The 18,018-nt window shown below is 70.5% G+C and carries 18 protein-coding genes; 12 read left to right on the top strand and 6 right to left on the bottom strand.

Features of this window, described 5'->3' with window-relative positions; translation table 11 throughout:
• Window positions 1-72 precede the first annotated feature (72 nt).
• From EDF31_RS17040 to EDF31_RS17025, 4 genes are all read left to right on the top strand, one after another.
• The gene (locus tag EDF31_RS17040; RefSeq protein ID WP_131847009.1) at window positions 73-1,062 is read left to right on the top strand and encodes a chlorophyllase; all 990 of its coding nucleotides are present in this window, start codon (window positions 73-75) and stop codon (window positions 1,060-1,062) included.
• Entirely contained in the window at window positions 1,059-2,036 is a 978-nt protein-coding gene (locus EDF31_RS17035) for an SDR family NAD(P)-dependent oxidoreductase (protein ID WP_131847008.1), read from the top strand. The genes EDF31_RS17040 and EDF31_RS17035 overlap by 4 nt, the downstream gene beginning before the upstream one ends.
• A gap of 31 nt (window positions 2,037-2,067) precedes the next feature.
• On the top strand, window positions 2,068-2,937 hold the full coding sequence (locus EDF31_RS17030; protein WP_131847007.1) for a PrsW family glutamic-type intramembrane protease: 870 nt from the start codon (window positions 2,068-2,070) through the stop codon (window positions 2,935-2,937).
• A gap of 77 nt (window positions 2,938-3,014) precedes the next feature.
• Window positions 3,015-3,767, top strand: coding sequence for a CPBP family intramembrane glutamic endopeptidase (locus EDF31_RS17025; protein WP_207896274.1), 753 nt, complete (start codon window positions 3,015-3,017; stop codon window positions 3,765-3,767).
• Window positions 3,768-3,819: 52 nt separating this feature from the next.
• On the opposite strand, the gene EDF31_RS17020 is transcribed toward EDF31_RS17025, so the two are convergent.
• Window positions 3,820-4,659, bottom strand: a complete 840-nt coding sequence (locus EDF31_RS17020) for a helix-turn-helix domain-containing protein (protein ID WP_131847005.1) — start codon at window positions 4,657-4,659, stop codon at window positions 3,820-3,822.
• Window positions 4,660-4,763: 104 nt separating this feature from the next.
• Here EDF31_RS17020 and EDF31_RS17015 point away from each other — a divergent pair, with 104 nt between their 5' ends.
• From EDF31_RS17015 to EDF31_RS17000, 4 genes are all read left to right on the top strand, one after another.
• On the top strand, window positions 4,764-5,711 hold the full coding sequence (locus tag EDF31_RS17015; protein WP_131847004.1) for an NADP-dependent oxidoreductase: 948 nt from the start codon (window positions 4,764-4,766) through the stop codon (window positions 5,709-5,711).
• 28 nt (window positions 5,712-5,739) lie between these two features.
• A complete protein-coding gene (locus EDF31_RS17010; RefSeq protein WP_131847003.1) occupies window positions 5,740-6,078 on the top strand; it encodes a hypothetical protein in 339 nt (112 codons plus the stop codon).
• A gap of 136 nt (window positions 6,079-6,214) precedes the next feature.
• Entirely contained in the window at window positions 6,215-6,589 is a 375-nt protein-coding gene (locus tag EDF31_RS17005; RefSeq protein WP_131847002.1) for a DUF2255 family protein, read from the top strand.
• 128 nt (window positions 6,590-6,717) lie between these two features.
• Window positions 6,718-7,611 (top strand): helix-turn-helix transcriptional regulator, encoded by an 894-nt coding sequence (locus EDF31_RS17000; protein ID WP_131847001.1) that lies wholly within the window; start codon window positions 6,718-6,720, stop codon window positions 7,609-7,611.
• A gap of 20 nt (window positions 7,612-7,631) precedes the next feature.
• Here EDF31_RS17000 and EDF31_RS16995 read toward each other — a convergent pair whose 3' ends face one another.
• On the bottom strand, window positions 7,632-9,005 hold the full coding sequence (locus EDF31_RS16995; protein WP_207896270.1) for an MFS transporter: 1,374 nt from the start codon (window positions 9,003-9,005) through the stop codon (window positions 7,632-7,634).
• 79 nt (window positions 9,006-9,084) lie between these two features.
• On the opposite strand from EDF31_RS16995, the gene EDF31_RS16990 reads away from it, so the two are divergent.
• The 4 genes from EDF31_RS16990 (at window position 9,085) to EDF31_RS16975 (ending at window position 13,211) form a co-directional block, all read left to right on the top strand.
• Window positions 9,085-10,686, top strand: a complete 1,602-nt coding sequence (locus EDF31_RS16990; protein ID WP_131847000.1) for an alpha-L-fucosidase — start codon at window positions 9,085-9,087, stop codon at window positions 10,684-10,686.
• A 178-nt stretch (window positions 10,687-10,864) separates the two neighbouring features.
• Window positions 10,865-11,491 (top strand): ABC transporter permease subunit, encoded by a 627-nt coding sequence (locus tag EDF31_RS16985; protein WP_307860918.1) that lies wholly within the window; start codon window positions 10,865-10,867, stop codon window positions 11,489-11,491.
• A gap of 2 nt (window positions 11,492-11,493) precedes the next feature.
• Complete coding sequence (locus EDF31_RS16980; protein ID WP_131846999.1) at window positions 11,494-12,273, top strand: ABC transporter permease; 780 nt, start codon at window positions 11,494-11,496, stop codon at window positions 12,271-12,273.
• The gene (locus EDF31_RS16975) at window positions 12,273-13,211 is read left to right on the top strand and encodes an ABC transporter substrate-binding protein (protein ID WP_131846998.1); all 939 of its coding nucleotides are present in this window, start codon (window positions 12,273-12,275) and stop codon (window positions 13,209-13,211) included. Before EDF31_RS16980 ends, EDF31_RS16975 begins: the two co-directional genes overlap by 1 nt.
• A gap of 23 nt (window positions 13,212-13,234) precedes the next feature.
• Here EDF31_RS16975 and EDF31_RS16970 read toward each other — a convergent pair whose 3' ends face one another.
• Genes EDF31_RS16970 through EDF31_RS16955 form a run of 4 tightly spaced genes read right to left on the bottom strand, consistent with a single transcriptional unit; the run spans window position 13,235 to window position 18,000 of the window.
• Window positions 13,235-15,076, bottom strand: a complete 1,842-nt coding sequence (locus EDF31_RS16970; protein WP_131846997.1) for a phosphoenolpyruvate carboxykinase (GTP) — start codon at window positions 15,074-15,076, stop codon at window positions 13,235-13,237.
• A 46-nt stretch (window positions 15,077-15,122) separates the two neighbouring features.
• Complete coding sequence (locus EDF31_RS16965; protein WP_131846996.1) at window positions 15,123-16,166, bottom strand: PfkB family carbohydrate kinase; 1,044 nt, start codon at window positions 16,164-16,166, stop codon at window positions 15,123-15,125.
• The gene (locus tag EDF31_RS16960) at window positions 16,163-17,113 is read right to left on the bottom strand and encodes a transketolase C-terminal domain-containing protein (protein ID WP_131846995.1); all 951 of its coding nucleotides are present in this window, start codon (window positions 17,111-17,113) and stop codon (window positions 16,163-16,165) included. The genes EDF31_RS16965 and EDF31_RS16960 overlap by 4 nt, the downstream gene beginning before the upstream one ends.
• The gene (locus EDF31_RS16955) at window positions 17,110-18,000 is read right to left on the bottom strand and encodes a transketolase (protein WP_131846994.1); all 891 of its coding nucleotides are present in this window, start codon (window positions 17,998-18,000) and stop codon (window positions 17,110-17,112) included. The genes EDF31_RS16960 and EDF31_RS16955 overlap by 4 nt, the downstream gene beginning before the upstream one ends.
• Window positions 18,001-18,018: the final 18 nt, after the last annotated feature.

The following is an 18,018-nucleotide window of genomic DNA, read 5'->3' as shown; positions in this document are numbered from 1 at the left end:
CGGAGCGCTGTTCCGTATCGTTCCGGAACGTTGCTCCGTTTCGAGCGACGACCGCTTCCGGAAGGACTCCCGATGTCAGCAACAGCACCGCTCCCCCAGGTGATCAGCGTGCGCCCCGTCACCCTGCCCGCGCCGTCACGCGGCCACGACCTCGAGGTCCGGATCACCGCCCCGATCACGGGCACCGAGCTGCCCGTGATCGTCTTCGCCCACGGCTTCGGGCAGTCGATGACCGGCGGCGATCCCCTCGTCGACCACTGGACCGCCAACGGGTTCGTCGTCGTCCAGCCCACGTTCCTCGACTCGACGAAGTACGGCCTGACGCTCGACGACCCGCGCTACCCGACGATCTGGCAGACCCGGGTCGACGACCTCGAGCGGGTCATCGACGACCTCGACGTCCTCGTCGCCGCCGTCCCCGGTCTCGCGGGACGTGTCGACCAGGCGAACCTCGCGGTCGCCGGGCACTCGTGGGGCGGCCAGTCCGTCGGCATGCTCCTCGGCGCCCGGGTGATCGGGTCGGACGGACAGCCGGGCGAGGACCGCACCGACCACCGCGTGCGTGCCGGGGTCCTGCTCTCCACCACCGGATTCGGTGGAGCCGACCTGACGCCGTTCGCGCAGGAGCACTTCCCCTTCATGAGCCCGGACTTCAGCCAGCTGCGCACCCCGTCGCTCGTCGTCGCCGGGGACCACGACCAGTCCCGGCTCTCCACGCGCGGGCCGGACTGGTTCACCGACGTGTACCACCACAGCCCCGGCGCCCGGCACCTGGTGACCGTGCACGGCGGGGAGCACCTGCTCGGCGGCATCCAGGACTACGCGTCCACCGCTACGACCGACGAGAGCCCGGAGCGCGTGGACCTGGTCCGCCGCACCACGACGGCGTTCCTCCGGACGGCGCTCGGGCTCGACGCCGACGCGTGGTCCGCGACGGCCGACGCCATCGCCGCTGCCGGAGCCGGCGACGCCGTCGGCCACACCGACGCAGTCGGCCACATCGAAGCCGTCGGCCACATCGACGCCGTCGGCCACATCGACTCGAAGGAGGACCACTCGTGATCACCGACCAGCACCCGCTCCCCACCCCCTTCACCGCATCGTCCACCGCCACCGACGTCCTCGACGGCGTCGACCTGACCGGCCGGGACGTCGTCGTCACGGGCGGTCACGGCCGCCTCGGACGCGAGACCAGCCGCGCCCTCGCAGCCGCCGGCGCCACGGTCACCGTCGCGTCCCGCGACACCGACCGCGCGAGCGCCGCCGTCGCCGGCATCCCCGGGGTCCGGGTCGAGCAGCTCGACCTGACCGACCCGGCGTCGATCGACGCCTTCGCCGCACACTGGACGGCCTCCGGGCGCCCGCTCCACGCCCTGGTCAACAACGCCGCGATGCTCTTCACGCCGGACCGGCGGCTCGACGCCCGCGGCAACGAGCTGTCGTTCTCGACGTCCCACCTCGGGCACTTCCGGCTCACGCGGGCGCTCCTCCCTTCCCTTCTGGAGGCCCGTGGTGCGCGGGTCCTGAACGTCACGTCCGGCGCCGCCCGCTTCGGGCAGATCCGGTGGGACGACCCGGCGTTCGCCAGCGGCTACGACGCCGCTGCGGCATACGGGCAGGCCAAGCGGGCGAACGTGCTGTTCGCGGTCGAGCTGGACCGCCGGTACGCCGACCGGGGCATCCGGTCGTTCGCCGCACACCCCGGAGTGATCATCGGCCCGGGTCCGCACGACGAGTCCCGGATCGCCTCGTACCGCGAGCAGGGGCTGGTCGACGAGGACGGTACGACCGTCGTCGATCCAGAGCGCGGTAAGAAGACGATCGAGCAGGGGGCGGCGACCCTCGTGTTCGGTGCCGCGAGCCCGCTGCTCGACGGCGTCGGCGGGGTCTACCTGAAGGACAGCGACGTCGCGGTGATCGACGACGAGGTCCGGCCGCTCACCGCGGACAGCATCCCGTCGGATGCCAACTCGGCGATGCTCGACGCCGACGACGCCCGGCGGCTGTGGGAGGTCAGTGTGCGGCTGACCGCGTGACGCCGTCGTGCCCGCTGGTAGCTTCGGTCCCATGACGCGACCCCGAGGGGCCGCACCACTCATCGTCGGCCTCGGGGGCGCTGCCGCCGGTGCTCTCCTCGGGTACTGGGGTGGCATCCTGATGCTCTCCGGCGGCCGCGAGGCCACGGTCGGAGACGGCCTGCCGCCGTACTCGCTCGTGGTGGTGGTCATCGCCGCGATCATCGGCATCGGGGTCCCGCTGGTGGCCATCGGCTGGTACTTCCGGCAGAAGGTCTCCCTGGCCGGTCAGCCCCACCGTGTGCAGGCGCTGTGGCTCGGCCTCGTCTGGGGGACCATCGCGATGCTGCTCGCCGGAAGCCTGAACGGCATCGCGAGCCTGCTGCCCGGCGGCCTGATCTGGCCCGGGCTCGTCGAGGAGTTCCTGAAGCTCCTGGTGCCCGTCATCCTGCTGCTGTCCTCGCGCACGTACCGTTCGCCGCGGCTGGCGGTGTGGCTCGTGTTCGTCGCCGCGGCCTGGTTGGGATTCCTCGAGGGCATCAGCTACATCATCACCTCGCTCGACCCGATCCTCGACGGCGCGAAGGCTCCGTCCGATGCGCCGTTCATCATGATGATGGACGTCATCGTCCGCATCATCGCCGAGGTCTCGCATCCCCTGATCACCGTCGGCGCAGCAGTCCTGATCTGGCTCGCCGCGAAGACGCTGCCGACGGGCAGGGCGACCGGCGTCGGCGTGCTCGCGTACCTCGGCGCCGCTGCGATCCACGGCCTCAACGACGCCGTGATCGACGGGCCGGTCCGCGACTGGAACGTGCCGGTCAGCATCGTCCTCGAAGCCCTGTACGTCGTCGCGGTCTTCGTGTTCTGGTTCCGGCCGCAGGTACGGCGGCTGCAGGCCGACGGATCAGCGCGCCGATGACCGGCTCCGCCGGTACCTTCTCTTCTGGTGCAGACGACATGCACCACAGGGCGATGCAACGCACGAGGGGACACACCATGGCCACAGGGGCTCGACGGTACGGCAGGGCGATCGAACGGCAGGACGGTCGGGACTTCCCGTTCTACGACGGAGACCCGATCCGAATCCCCGCATGGCAGTGGGTGACCATCGTCGTCGCGTGCGTGGCCGGCATCACCGTGCTGAGCTTCTACCCGGCGGCGGACAACATCCAGTCGCTCGTGCCACGGTTCCTCTTCACCGCGATCATGCTCGCCGTCCTCATCGCCTTCACGAGACGACACTGGGCGCGCATCTTCCAACGCACCACTGCACGTGACTTCGGCACCATGATCGTGTTCGCGATCCTCAGCCTCATCGTGTCGTTCACGGTCGGGATCATCGTCAAGGCGATCTTCGGCACCAACGCCAACACCGCGACCGACGGCATCCACGGCGCGGGTGAGATCGTCGCGTTCTACGTGGGGACCGCGATCCAGCTGCTGGGCGAAGAGCTCTTCACGATCCTGCCGTTCCTGGCGGTCATGGCGCTGTGCCACCGCATCGGACTCACCCGCACCCAGGGCATCCTCATCGCCTGGCTCGCGACCGCGATCTGGTTCGGTGCAGCACACCTGCCGACGTACGGGTGGAACTTCGCGCAGGCGTTCCTGATCATCGGCATCGCACGGCTGGTCCTCACGCTCGCCTACATCCGCACGAAGAACATCGCGGTCAGCACCGGCGCACACATCATCAACGACTGGGTGCTCTTCACCGCCGCGATCATCGGGGCGACAGCGAGCGCCTGAACGGCGCTGCGGTCGTCGGCTGACCTGGTCAGCGTCAGCGTCAGCGTCAGCGTCAGCGGTGCGGAGTGCGCTCGGCGAGCTGGCGCAACCGTTCCTCGGACACCGACCCAGGTTCCGCTGTCCACAGCACGATCAGCTTGTCGTGGTCCATCGCCGACGCCAGGATCTCCCAGTCGAGCTCGACCGTACCGACGACCGGGTGACGCAGGGTCTTCCGCCCGGTCCCGCGACCGGCCACGGCGTGGGCAGCCCAGATCTCCCGGAACTCCGGGAAGTCAGTCGACATCCCGTCGACGACCCGGCGGAGCTCGGCGTCGTCGGGGTACCGCGCGCTGTCACCCCGGAGCTGAGCGATGGCGAGCTCGACCACCTCTGACCAGTCGGCGTACAGGGCTCGCATGGCCGGGTCCGCGAACAACAGCCGGATGAACGTGCGGTCCGCCGTCGGGATGGCCCCGAAGTCGGTGATGAGCGCGGCACCGAGCCGGTTCCAGCCGATGATCCGCGTCAACCGTCCGAGGACGAACGCAGGCGTCGTCGCGAGGTCGTCCAGCGCGCGTTGCAGCGCCGGTTGCACCGTCTGCACGCGGGGCAGTGGCGGAGCAGCCTCAGCCTTCCCGGTGAGGTCGGTCAAGTACGCCCGGTGCTCGTTCGTCAGACGCATCACGTCGGCGAGGTCTGCCAGGACCGGAGCGGACACCGCGATACGGCCTTGCTCGATGCGCGTGTAGTACTCGACGCTGATCGACGCGGCCTGGGCGACTTCCTCCCGACGGAGGCCCGGCACACGTCGCCTCACGTCCGCAGGGATCCCGAACGCCGCCGGGTCGAGTTCCGCACGCCGAGCACGCAGGAAGTCACCGAGCTCTGCTGCGCGCACGTCGATCGCCACGTCGGGCAGTCTGCCACCGGCCGGAGGGGGGAGGGATCCGTGCCTCCACAGCGCGGGCGCCGGCTGGCATCGTCGGGGACATCCCCGACCACGAAGGAGCCACCATGAGAGCGTTCGGTCTGACCGAGTACGGAGCACCCGCTGTGCTGCACGAGGTGCAGCTGCCAGAACAGCACGCGGGACCGGGCGAGGTCCGTGTCCGGGTCCGCGCCGCTGCCGTGAACCCCGTCGACGCCATCATCCGATCCGGAGGGTTCGCCGGCAACGACCGTGCGATCGCCGAACCCGTCGTCCCCGGCACCGACGTCGCCGGCGTCCTCGACGAGGTCGGCCCGGAGCAACCCGAGGGGTTCGACCTGGTCGTCGGCGACTCCGTCACCGGGTTCGTCGTACCGGACGGGAGCCACGGTGGTTACTCCGAACGGATCGTCCTGCCGACCCTGTCGGTGACCCGGATGCCGTCGAGCGGCTCGTTCGCCCGAGGGGCGGCGTTCCTGTCGAACGCACTCACCGCGGAGATCACCCTCGAACACCTCGCCCTGGAGCCCGGCCAGACCCTCGCCGTGACCGGTGCGACCGGCGCCGTCGGCGGGTACCTCGTGCAGCTCGCCGCCGCGCGCGGCATCACCGTCATCGCCGATGCGCGCCCCGCCGACGCACAGCGTGTCCGTGGCCTGGGTGCGGCGGTCGTCCTCGACCGTGACACGGACTTCACCGCAGGGGTCCGGGACGCCACGAACGGTCGCGGTGCCGACGCAGTCGCGGACCCAGCGGTCCTGACCGACCAGGTCGTCGACGCTGCTCGCGACGGCGGGCAGGTCGCGTTCTACCTGCCGACCGACGTCGACCCGGGCCGCGGCATCAGCGTGTTCGGGTCCTACGTGATGCGCTCGAACCTCCGGCACGATGCCATCGAGCGGCTCGCCCGATCCGTCGAGCGGGGCGAGCTCAGGGCCGACGTCGCCGATGTCGTCCCCGCTGCCGACGCTGCCGCCGCCCACGAACGGCTCGAACGGGGCGGTCTGCGCGGCCGGCTCGTCCTCGAATTCTGATCCCTACGATCCCCCGAAGGAACACCGCATGGACACCACCGCAACCCTCCCCGCCGTCGGACAGACCTGGCTCGCCGACCTCGGCCCGGACACCCCCCTCGGACACTTCACCGTCGAGATCACCTTCGACACGGAGACCCAGGTCACCTTCCACGTCACCGGCGGTGCCATCGCCGGACGGACCGAGACGATGCCGTACACGACCACGAAGGTGCGGGACGGGCTCTACGTCGTCCGGTGGACGGAAGCCGACGCGGGCGACCACGTCACCCACATCGAGGACTACGACGCCGGGACCTGCATGGCCAGCTCGGTGGTCGGCGGGGAGTTCATCCAGCTCAGCGGCACCTGGACACGCGTCCGCTGAGCGTCGCGCTCACCACCAGAACGGTGCCTGCGGCTGGTACGGCGCCGCCGAGAGGTGCTCCACGAGGGCATCCCTCGACCGTCCACCCCCTCGTACGGTGGTGGAGCAGAGCACTGGCCCGACGAACAGGATGAACATGTCCGACTGGAACCCCGACACCATCGCGGCGATCGCCACCTCCGACGACCTCCACGTCAGCCCGTTCCGGGCGGACGGCACGACGTACGGCACGCCGACCTGGATCTGGTCGGTCGTCGTCGACGACGACCTCTACGTCCGCGCCTACAACGGGCAACGTTCCCGCTGGTACCGCTCCGCGATCGAACAGGGCGCCGGCAGGATCAGCGCCGCAGGGTCCGAGCACGAGGTGGTGTTCGAATCCATCGGCCCCGACCTGAACAGCCGGATCGACCTCGCGTACGAGACGAAGTACGCCGGCAGCCCGTACCTCCCGCCGATGCTGCAGGACGGCCCCACCTCGGCGACCGTCCGGATCAGTCCGCGCGCGTGACCACGCCAGGGGCGCAGTGGACGCGCCACAGGGCGGACGGGAGGCGCGGTGCCAGCTGGCACCGTGCCTCCCGTCCGGTGTCCTGGCAGTGCACCCCGCGCCCCGGCGCGGCCTCGTAGGGTCGCCTCATGAGCACGAACCGCGACGACGTCAAGGACTTCCTCGTGAGCCGCCGTGCCCGGGTACGCCCGGGCCAGGTGGGCCTGCCCGGTGGGCCCAACCGGCGCGTGGCCGGCCTCCGCCGCAGCGAGGTCGCGATGCTCGCCGACGTCAGCGTGGAGTACTACTCCCGGCTCGAGCGCGGGAGTCTCTCCGGTGTCTCCGACGGCGTGCTGCACGCCGTCGCCGGCGCGCTGCTGCTCGACGACGCCGAACGCGACCACCTGTTCGACCTCGCACGGGCTGCGAACGCCTCCCCGGTCCGTGGGCAGCGTCGTGCAGCGACGCCGAAGACCCTGCGCGTCGGGCTGCAGTACACGCTCGACGCGTTCACCGGCGGCCCGGCGTTCATCCGCAACGACCGCCTCGACGTGCTCGGTGCGAACGCGCTCGGCCGGGCGCTCTACGCGGACCTGTTCCGGAAGTCGGAGCGGCCGAACCTGGCCCGGGCCGCGTTCCTGGACCGGGACTGGGCCGATGCGTTCCACCCGGACTGGGACGTCGCCGCCGACCAGAGCGTCGCGATCCTCCGCACTGCGGCCGGCCACGACCCCCACGACGAGGACCTGCAGGCGCTGATCGGTGAGCTCTCGACGCGCAGCGCGGAGTTCCGGACGAAGTGGGGTGCGCACGACGTCCGTCGGCACGCCACGGGCGAGAAGCACTTCGTCCACCCCGTCGTCGGTGCCCTCGACCTGCACTTCGAGGCGTCACGACTCATGAGCGACCCGCGCTTGAGCCTCCTGCTCTACAGCGCGGAACCCGGCTCGCCGACGGCCGACGCACTCCGCCTGCTCGGTTCGGTCGCCGCGACGGAGCAGCGCGACGCCGCCGAGCACCGTGGGACCGACGTCCGGAGCTGACGCTGCATCGTCGCCCGCGGTCACTCGGTCCTGATGCGGATCGCTGCCAGCGCCGCGACGAGGAGCACCACGGCGGCGACCACGAAGCTGGTCTGCGTCCCGACCACGAACTGCGACCGGTCGGCCAGGAACGCCCCGAAGACCGCGATCGCCACCGCCCCACCGACCTGCCGGAAGGTGTTGAACACCGCACTCGCTGTCCCCGACCGTTCAGCGGGGACGCTGGCGAGGACGACCGACGTCGCGGGCGGCATCGCGACCGATCCGCCCGCACCGGTCAGGATCGTGCACACCGCGACCGCGGCGATGGAGTCGTACGGGGCGAGCACGATCATCACGACGAGGCCGATCGCCATCGTGGTGAGTCCCGCGACCACGGGGACCCGAGCGCCGAACCGGTTCACGAGGGTGCCGCTGACGATGTTGCCGACGATGCTGAACGCTGCGGACGGCAGGAACACCAACCCTGCTGCCAGTGGCGACAAGCCGAGGTGCTGCTGCAGGTAGAGGCTCAGGACGAAGACGCTGCCGAAGTTGCCGACCATGAACGCGAACCCGACGCCGAGCGCGATCCGCATCCCACCGGAGCGGAACAGGTCGAGCGGCATCATCGGGTTCCGACCGTGGGCCTGCACCAGCAGGAACCCGACGACCGAGGCGGCGGCGACGGCAAGCGCGACGACCACGTCCCAGCGGCCGAAGCCCGACGCACCGCCTTCGATGAGCCCGAAGACGAGGCCGCCGAGCGCGAGCAGGGCGAGGACCTGACCTGCCGCGTCGAACCGTGCCGGCCGCCGAGGCGACGGTGCCACCCGGACGAGCATCCCGAGCATCACGGCGCACACCGGCAGGTTGATGGCGAACACGAGGCGCCAGTCGAGCGTCGTCAGCGCGCCGCCGAGGATCGGCCCGACCGCCCCGGCGACCGCGCCACCGACGGCCCAGATGCCGAGGGCGTGCGCCCGCTCGCGCGCCTCGGGGAACGCCTGGCGGATGAGCGCCATCGACGCGGGCAGCATCACCGCGGCGGCCGCGCCCTGGACCGCACGCGCCGCGATCAACGCGCCGAGCGACGGGGCGAGGGCACACGCGACGGACGCCACGAGGAAACCGGCGATGCCCCAGCCGATCGCCCGCTTCGCGCCGATCCGTTCGGACAGGTTGCCGGCGAACAGCAGCAACGAGGCGAACAGCAACGTGTACGCGTCGATCACCCACTGCAGCCCCGCGGTGCTGCCGCCGAGCTCCCGCCCGATCGTCGTCAGCGCCACGTTCACGATGAGGATGTCGAGCGTGATGAGGAAGAAGCCGAGCGAGGCGAGCACGAGTGTCAGCCGCGCAGCTCGGTGCGGGCCTCGATCGGTCGGGACGTCGGCTGCGGTCGGAGCGGTCACGGTTCGATGCTCTCCTGGCTGCGCTCGTCGGGGGATGCCCTGACCGGGAACCCCTCGCGACAGATCGAACAGACATAGGATGTCTCACGCTCCCGACATCGCCGTCGTGAGCTGCCGCAACCGATCGGAGCACGTCGTGCACGAACCGCTCACCCCGCTGGACCCGACCACGCTGCCCGAGCCCGTGGACGTATCGGACAACACCGCGGCCCTGGCCGCGGTCGACGCCGTCGTGCGCTCGGGCCCGTACGACGCGACCTGGGCATCGCTGCAGCAGTACCGCGCACCGCTCTGGTACCAGGACGCCAAGTTCGGGATCTTCGTCCACTGGGGCGTCTTCTCGGTCCCCGCGTTCCGGAACGAGTGGTACTCCCGCGACATGTACCGCGCCGGCACGCCGGAGTTCGCGCACCACGTCGAGACCTACGGACCGCACGACTTGTTCGGGTACAAGGACTTCATCCCCTCGTTCACGATGGAGCACTTCGACGCCGCCGACTGGGTGCGGGTGTTCCGCGAGGCCGGCGCGCAGTTCGTCGTCCCGGTCGCCGAGCACCACGACGGCTTCGCGATGTACGACACCGACCGCTCCCGGTGGAGCGCCGCGCAGCTCGGGCCCGGGCGTGACGTGTTCGGCGAGCTCCTCGTCGCCGCGGACGAAGCGTGGATGGTCCGTGGCGCGTCGTCCCACCGGGCCGAGCACTGGTTCTTCATGAACGGCGGGACGAAGACCCCCTCGGACGTGCTCGATCCGCGGTTCAGCGACTTCTACGGGCCGGCGCAGCGCGAGGAGACCGCCCCGAACGAGCGCTTCCTGGAGGACTGGCTGCTCCGCACCGTCGAGCTCATCGACAAGTACCGCCCGCAGGTGCTCTGGTTCGACTGGTGGATCGAGCAGCCCACGTTCCAGCCGTACGTCCGGACCCTCGCGGCCTACTACTACAACCGCGCCGCCGAGTGGGGCCGCGAGGTGGTCATCAACTACAAGTGGGAGACGTTCGCACCGGGCAGCGCCGTGTACGACATCGAGCGCGGAGCGATGGCCGGCACACCGGAGACCGTCTGGCAGAACGACACCGCGATCGCGAATACCGCCTGGAGCTGGATCGAGGGCCACGACTACAAGACCGTCCGCGACCTGGTCGCCGAACTCGTCGACGTGGTCGCGAAGAACGGTGTGCTGCTGCTCAACACCGGGCCGAAGGCCGACGGCACCCTGCCCGAGGACGAGGTCCGCATCCTGCGGGGCATCGGCTCGTGGCTCGCGGTGAACGGCGAGGCGATCTACGGCACCCGGCCGTGGACGATCTCGGGCGAGGGGCCGACCACTCGTCCCGCGGGTTCGTTCGTCGACGCCGACACGGTCGAGTACACCGCCGAGGACGTCCGGTTCACCACGCGCCACGACGTCACCGGCGACGCCGTCTACGCGACCCTGCTGGCCGATCCCGACGACGGGTCGGCCCGCATCCGGGCGTTCGGGTCGGCCTCGGGCCTGCTCGGCCGCACCATCCGGTCCGTCGCCGTGCTGGGCCACGACGGCGAGGTCGACTGGGAGCAGCACCCCGACGCACTCGTGGTCGCGCTCGACGGCATCACCAGCGTCGACTCCGGTCCAGTGGTCCGGGTGCGACTCGCGCCGGTGGTCGAGCAGGAGCGGCAGGACTTCCTGCACCAGTGACCGAGGATGCCGGCCCGGGGACGCCGGCGCGACGATCCGTCGCGGTCAGAACGGTGCGGCGCGACTACTCTCAGGCGAACGGTCGTCCGACGAGGATTGGGATGCTGACCTGAACTGGATCATCGCGAACTTCGGTCTCGTCTGGGGCCTCACCGTCACCCACGCGGGTCTCGCGGCCGTGCCCATCGTCCTCGGGTTCGTCGTGGCGGTGCCGTTGGGCTGGGTGGCGAACCGGTGGCAGGCAGTCCGATCGGTCATCGTCGGCGGCGGCAGTCTGCTCTACACGATCCCGTCCCTGCCGCTCTTCGTGATCCTGCCCTACCTGCTCGGCACCCGCATCACGGATCCCGTGAACATCGTCGTGGGGCTGTCGGTGTACGCGGTCGCCATCATGGTGCGGTTGGCAGCTGATGCGTTCGCCGCCGTCCCGGCGGACGTCGTCGACTCGGCCACCTCGGTGGGGTACTCCGCGTGGGGCCGTTTCTGGACGGTCGAGCTCCCGTTGGCGGGTCCCGTCCTCCTCGCGGGGATGCGGGTGGTCTCGGCGAGCACCGTCGCCCTGGTCTCGGTCGGCGCCCTGGTCGGGTCCGCGAACATCGGGTTCCTGTTCACGGACGGGCGACAGCGTCAGTTCCTCGAGGAGATCCTCGTCGGCGTGGCAGCGAGTCTCTTCGTCGCGCTGGTCTTCGACACCGTCCTGGTGGCGCTCGGGCGCGTCCTGATGCCGTGGTCGCGACGGATCCAGGTGCGGTCGCGTCGGTCGCGCCGTCGGGCTGCGCTGGCGACGATCGAACGGGGGGCCTGACCGTGCAGTTCTTCCTCCACGCAGTCGCCTGGCTCCTCGACCCCACGAACTACCGCCCCGGCCTGCAGACCCCGCTCCCGATCCAGGACCGGATCGGCGAACACCTGCTGTACACGTTCATCTCGGTCGCCATCGCCGCGCTGATCGCGCTGCCACTGGGCCTGTACATCGGTCACACCGGGCGCGGGCGCAGCTTCGTCATCGCCTTCAGCGGGTCCATGCGCGCGCTGCCGACGCTGGGCCTGCTCGGCACCCTCTTCGTCATCATCGGGATGACCGTGCCGTTCACGCAGACCGCCTTCATCGCGTCCATCATCGCGTTCGTCGTCCTGGCGATCCCCTCGATCCTCGCCGGGGCGTACTCCGGTGTGGAGTCCGTGGATCCGCAGACGGTGGACGCCGCGCGCTCGGTGGGCATGACCGAGTTGCAGATCCTGCTCAAGGTCGAGGTCCCCCTGTCGCTGCCGCTGATCATCGGCGGGATCCGCGCATCGGTGCTCCAGGTCATCGCGACCGTCGTGATCGCGTCGTACATCTCGCTGGGCGGCCTCGGCGCGATCATCTCGACGGGCATCAGCCTGAACGACAACGACCTCATCCTCGCTGGTGCGTTGCTCGTGACGGTCCTCGCCCTGGTGATCGACGGCTTGTTCGCCCTCGCCCAACACCTCACCCGCCGCGGCCCCGAGGGGCAGACCCGCCGGCGCCGCACACACGTCCGCGCGCTGCCACTCCGGCGCCGCGCGGTGACGGCACTCTCCGTCGACGAAAGGGACCACTGATGTTCACAGCAGGCACCAGGACACGCATCCTCGCGGGTGTGATCGCGGTCGGGGCGATCGTGGCACTCTCCGGTTGTTCCACCTCGGACCCCACGAAGCCGGCATCGGGCGGGGGCGACGGATCGGGCAGCACGCCGATCGTGGTCGGTTCGTTCAACTTCCCGGAGAGCGAGATCCTGGGCAACATGTACGCGCTCGTCCTGAAGGACGCCGGCTTCGACGTGACGACCAAGTTCAACCTCGGCCCGCGGCAGACCACGATCCCCGCGCTCAAGGACGGTTCGATCAACCTCATGCCGGAGTACAACGGCAACCTGCTGTTCTTCTACGACACCAAGGCCACCGCGAAGACGACAGCGGAGGTCGACGCCGCGCTGAAGACCGAGATCCCGAAGGACTTCCAGGTGCTCGAGCCGTCTCCGGCCGAGGACAAGGACGCCTACGTCGTGACCCAGGCCGAGGCCGAGAAGAACGGCCTCACGTCGATCGGTGACCTCTCCAAGATCGAGCCGTTCTCGCTCGGTGCCAACCCGCAGTTCGGCACCCTTCCGTACGGCATCCCCGGGCTCAAGTCCACGTACGGCGTGGACAAGGTCACGTTCAAGTCGATCGAGGACTACGGCGGGCCCGACACGGTCAAGGCACTCGTCGACGACACCGTGCAGGTGGCCGACATCTACACGACGTCACCCGACCTCGTGACGAAGAAGCTGCTCGTGCTGAAGGACCCCGAGAACCTGATCGCTTCGCAGAACATCCTGCCGTTCCTGATTAAGGACATCTACAGCGCGAAGCTCGCGTCGACGTTGAACAAGCTGTCCGAGAAGCTGACGACCGATGACCTCATCGAGCTGCGCAACCGTGTCGAGGGCAGCGAGAAGGCGCAGGCCGCGACCGCCGCGAAGGACTGGCTGACCAAGGAGGGGCTGCTCAAGTAGCTCGGGGACCGGCAGGGCCGTCGTCACGCCTCGTCCCGCAACCGACGGACGAGCTGGTCCAGCCGTGCCCGCAGCCGCTCCGGCACGCGGTCTCCGAAGCGGTCGAAGTGTGCCCGCAGCTGCTCGGCCTCGGCTGACCAGGCCGTCGGGTCGACGGCGAACAGTTCGTCGATGGCGAAGCCGTCGAGGTCGAGCCCGGCCAGGTCGAGTTCCCCCACCGCGGGCAGCCCACCGACGGGGCTCCAGTCCACGTCCGCCGAGCCGTCGAGCCGTCCGGCGATCCACTCGAGCACCCGGACGTTCTCGCCGAACCCTGGCCAGAGGTAGCCGCCGTCCGAGGACTTGCGGAACCAGTTCACGCGGAAGACGCGCGGCGCCTTCGAGCCGAGCCGGTCACCGATCTCGAGCCAGTGTGCCCAGTGGTCCGCCATGTTGTAGCCGCAGAAGGGCTGCATCGCGAAGGGGTCGAGGCGGAGTTCGCCGACGGGTCCCTCCGCCGCCGCGGTCTGCTCGCTGGAGATCGTGGAACCGAAGAACACGCCGTGTTCCCAGTCCTCGGCCTCGGCGACGAGCGGGACGTTGGTGGCGCGGCGACCGCCGAAGACGATGGCGTCGATCGGCACACCGTCGGGGCTGTCCCAGTCGTACGAGATCGTCGGGCACTGGTCGGCGGCGACCGTGAAGCGCGCGTTGGGGTGCGCCGCCGGCGTCGCACTGCCCGGCTCCCACGGCTGTCCGCGCCAGTCGATGAGGTGCCGCGGCGGCTCCTCCGAGGCGCCCTCCCACCAGACGTCGCCGTCGTGCGTCATCGCGACGTTCGTGAAGATCGTGTTCGAGCGGACGGTGGTCATCGCCGCCGGGTTCGTGTCCGGGCCGGTCCCGGGCGCGACGCCGAAGAACCCGGCTTCGGGGTTGATCGCCCACAGACGGCCGTCGGCACCGGGGCGGAGCCACGCGATGTCGTCACCGATGGTCTCGACCTTCCAACCGGGCAGCGTCGGCGTCATCATCGCGAAGTTCGTCTTGCCGCAGGCCGACGGGAACGCGGCCGCGACGTGCAGGACCTTCCCCGCGGGCGTGGTGACGCGGATGAGCAGCATGTGCTCGGCGAGCCAGCCGTCCGCGCGGGCCATCGACGACGCGATCCGGAGGGCGAAGCACTTCTTCGCGAGCAGCGCGTTGCCGCCGTACCCCGAGCCGTACGACCAGATCTCGCGGGTCTCCGGGAAGTGCGCGATCGTCTTGGTCGAGTTCGACGGCCACGGCACGTCCGGGATCCTGGTTCCGTCGTCGTCCACGAGCGGCATGCCCACGGTGTGCAGGGCCGGGACCCAGACCGTGTCCGGCGCGATCTGCGCCAGGGCTTCAGCGCCCATCCGGGTCATGATCCTGGTGGACACCACGACGTAGGGCGAGTCCGTGATCTGGACGCCGACCTGCGAGATCGCCCCGCCGACCGGCCCCATCGAGAACGGTACGACGTAGAGCGTCCGCCCGCGCATCGCGCCCCGGAAGCGCGCCGTGAGCTCGGTGCGCATGACGTCGGGTGCCCGCCAGTTGTTGGTCGGGCCAGCGTCGGCCTCGGTGGCGGAGCAGATGAAGGTGCGGTCCTCGACCCGTGCGACGTCCGCGGGGTCACTCCTGGCGAGGAAGCTGCCCGGGCGCAGGCCCTGGTCCAACGCGATGAGGGAGCCGGCGGCGACCATCTCGGCGAGCAGTCCGCGGTTCTCGGCCTCGCTGCCGGAGCACCAGACGACCTGGTCCGGTTCCGTCAGGGACGCGACCTGGTCCACCCACCGGCGCAGGGCCTCCAGACCGGCTCCTGGCTCGATGGTCGATCCGATCGTCTCGGTGATGACAGTCATGCTGGTCCTTCGAGGTCGGGCGCCCGCGGGGTCCTGCGGACGGCGCTCAGCCGGTCGCGGCGAGCGAGTCGACGCGGAGCCAGGCGGAGTGGTCGGTGAGGTGGGGTGCGCGGGACGGCGGAGCGCCGTCGCCACGGGTGGCCGGTGTGGCGCGGAGTGCAGCACCCCGCTGGGCGACCGCCGCCGCGCCCCAGCGGACCGCGAGTCGTGCGGCGGCCGACGGCGTCGCACCGTCGGCCTCGGCGGACAGGTACCCGGCGAGCGCCGCGTCACCGGCCCCGGTCGTGTCGACGCAGTCGGTCGCGACCCCGGGTACCAGTTCGTGTCGGTGGGCGTCGACGAGGAGCGCCCCGTCGGCACCCATCGTGACGAGGGCGCGTCGTGCGCCCCGCGAGAGGAGGGCGCGCGCTGCACGCACCGTCTCGTCCACCGTCGTGACGGGGTGTCCGACGGCCTGCGCGAGTTCGTCGACGTTCGGCTTCACGAGATCAACCGGCGCGAGCGGGTCGAGCACCGCCGTCAGCTGGTGCCCGGGGACGTCGAACGCGACCGACAGTCCGACGGCGCGGGCCGCGACGACGAGCGGGAGCACGTCGACGAGGTGGTCGCCACCGGCGACGGTCGGGAGGCACCCGGTCACCACGAGCCATCGGGCGTCGGTCTCCAGCGTGGTGCGGAGCACGGCCACGGTCAGCGTCGTCCACTGCGCACGTGTCAGCGGGGCCGGGGCCTCGTTGACGTTCGTGGTGACGCCGTCCGACCCGGTCACGACGGTGTTGACCCGGGTGCGCACCCCGAGGTCCACCGGCGTCAGGCCGGTGCGAGCGTCGTCGTCGAGGGGCGCGAGCGCCTCCGGCGACAACGGGGCGACCGCGTGCGACGCCGCGCCGTGCGCGAGGAGCGCACGGGTGACGTTCACGCCGTTGCCCCCGAGTGTCTCGGTGACGGTGTGGGCGCGGTGCACGGCCCCGCCCCGCAGGGTGTCGACGGAGTACGTCCGGTCGATCGCGGGCGCCGGGGTGAGCGTGACGATCGTGCGTCCCGTCCGGGTCCCCGTCCACGCCGCAGCGTCCGGACGCAGCGTGCTCATGCGGCGACTCGCTCCCCGAGGACGGCACGGATGCGGTCCGCGACGCGCTCGACCGACAGTCCGTACTTGTCGAGCAGGAAGTCGTTCGGTCCCGACTCGGCCCAGGAGTCGGCGAGCCCGACCTTGTGCAGGCGGGCTCCGCTGGCGTGGCCGGCGAGGACCGCCGCGACGACGTCACCGAGTCCGCCGACGACGTTGTGCTCCTCGACCGTGACGACCTGGGCCGCGCCGTCGAGCAGCGCCCAGAGGGCGTCGTCGTCGAGGGGCTTGATCGTCGGCAGGTGCACGTGTCGGACGCGGTGTCCCTCGGCCTCGACGGCGGTGATCGCCTCGACGGTGCGGGAGGTCTGGACGCCGGTCGAGACGACCGTCACGTCAGCGTCGCTCCCCCCGTCGCGGAGCAGCACCGGGGCACCGACGCGGAACTCGTAGCCGTCGTCGAAGACGTCGGCGACCGCGTCGCGGGCGAGACGGAGGTACACGGGGCCGTCGTGGTCGGCGGCCCAGCGGATCATCGCGGCGGCCTCGGTCTCGTCGGCCGGCGCGAGGACGGTCATGTTCGGCAGCGCGCGCATCACCGACAGGTCCTCGATGTCCTGGTGGGTCTTGCCGCTCGCACCGTTGAGCAGCCCGGCGTAGGCGGCGGCGAGGCGGACGGGGGCCTTGGTCTGTGAGACGAGCATGCGCACCTGGTCGAGCGCGCGGTTCGTCAGGAAGACGCCGAACGACGAGAGCCAGGGGCGGTAGCCGAGGGTCGACATGCCGAACGCGATACCGACCATGTTCTGTTCGGCGATGCCGGCCTGGACGAAGCGGTCCGGGTGGGCCTCGGCGAACGTGACCGCCATGGTCGAGGTCGCGAGGTCGCCGTCGACGACGACGATGCGGTCGTCGGTCCGTGCGAGTTCGGTGAGGGTGTCCCCCCACACTGCGCGCTGCGCCTTCATGCCAGGGCCTCCGTCTTCTGGTCGATGAGCAGTTCCGTGCGGGCGGTGTCCAGCTGCTCCGCGGTCGGCACGCCGTTGTGCCACTTGAACGTGGCGCGGGTGAACGAGACACCGTTGCCCTTGACGGTGTGGGCGATGATCGCCGTCGGCTTGCCGGACGTGCCGCGGGCGGCGTCGACCTCGGCGTACGCGTCGAGGATCTCCTCGAAGTCGTGGCCGTTGATCTCGATGACGTTCCAGCCGAACCCGCGGAACACGGCGGGGAGGTTCACGTGCCCCATCGGTTCGCTGCGGTCGTAGCGGTCGTGGTCGCCGGCCGGCCAGCCGTACTGCTGCAGGCCGTTGAGGTCGACGATCGCGGTGAGGTTGTCGAGGCCGTAGCGGGGGGCGTGGATCACGGTCTCCCAGACCATGCCCTCCTCGATCTCGCCGTCGCCGAGCACCACCCAGGTGTGGAAGTCCTTACCCTGCATCTTCGCGGCGATCGCCATGCCGGAGCCAGCCGAGAGCCCCTGCCCGAGGGACCCTGTGGACGAGTCCACCCCCGGCGTGAGCTTCATGTCGGGGTGGCCCTGCAGTCGGGAGTCGCCATGGTCGAAGGTGGCGAGCTCCTCGACGGGGAAGTACCCCCGGAGGGCCAGGACCGAGTACAGCCCGATCGCCGAGTGCCCCTTGGACAGGATGAACCGGTCGCGGTCGGGGTCCTGCGGCTGTTCGGGGTCGATCCGGAGCTGGTGGAAGTAGAGGGCGACCATCAGGTCCATGGCGGACATCGGGCCACCGATGTGCCCCGCCTTGCTCGTCGCGACCGTCTCGAGGACACGCCAGCGTCCTTCTCGGGCGACGGTCTCCAGGTGTTCGACGTCTCTCGCGTCGTTGCGTGTCACGGCGACTCCTTCGTTCTG

This window comes from Curtobacterium sp. PhB142, from assembly GCF_004341255.1.
In the GTDB taxonomy this organism is placed as follows: Bacteria; Actinomycetota; Actinomycetes; order Actinomycetales; family Microbacteriaceae; genus Curtobacterium.
Note: the sequence above shows the minus strand (reverse complement) of the source record. Positions and strands in the feature narration are given on the sequence as shown.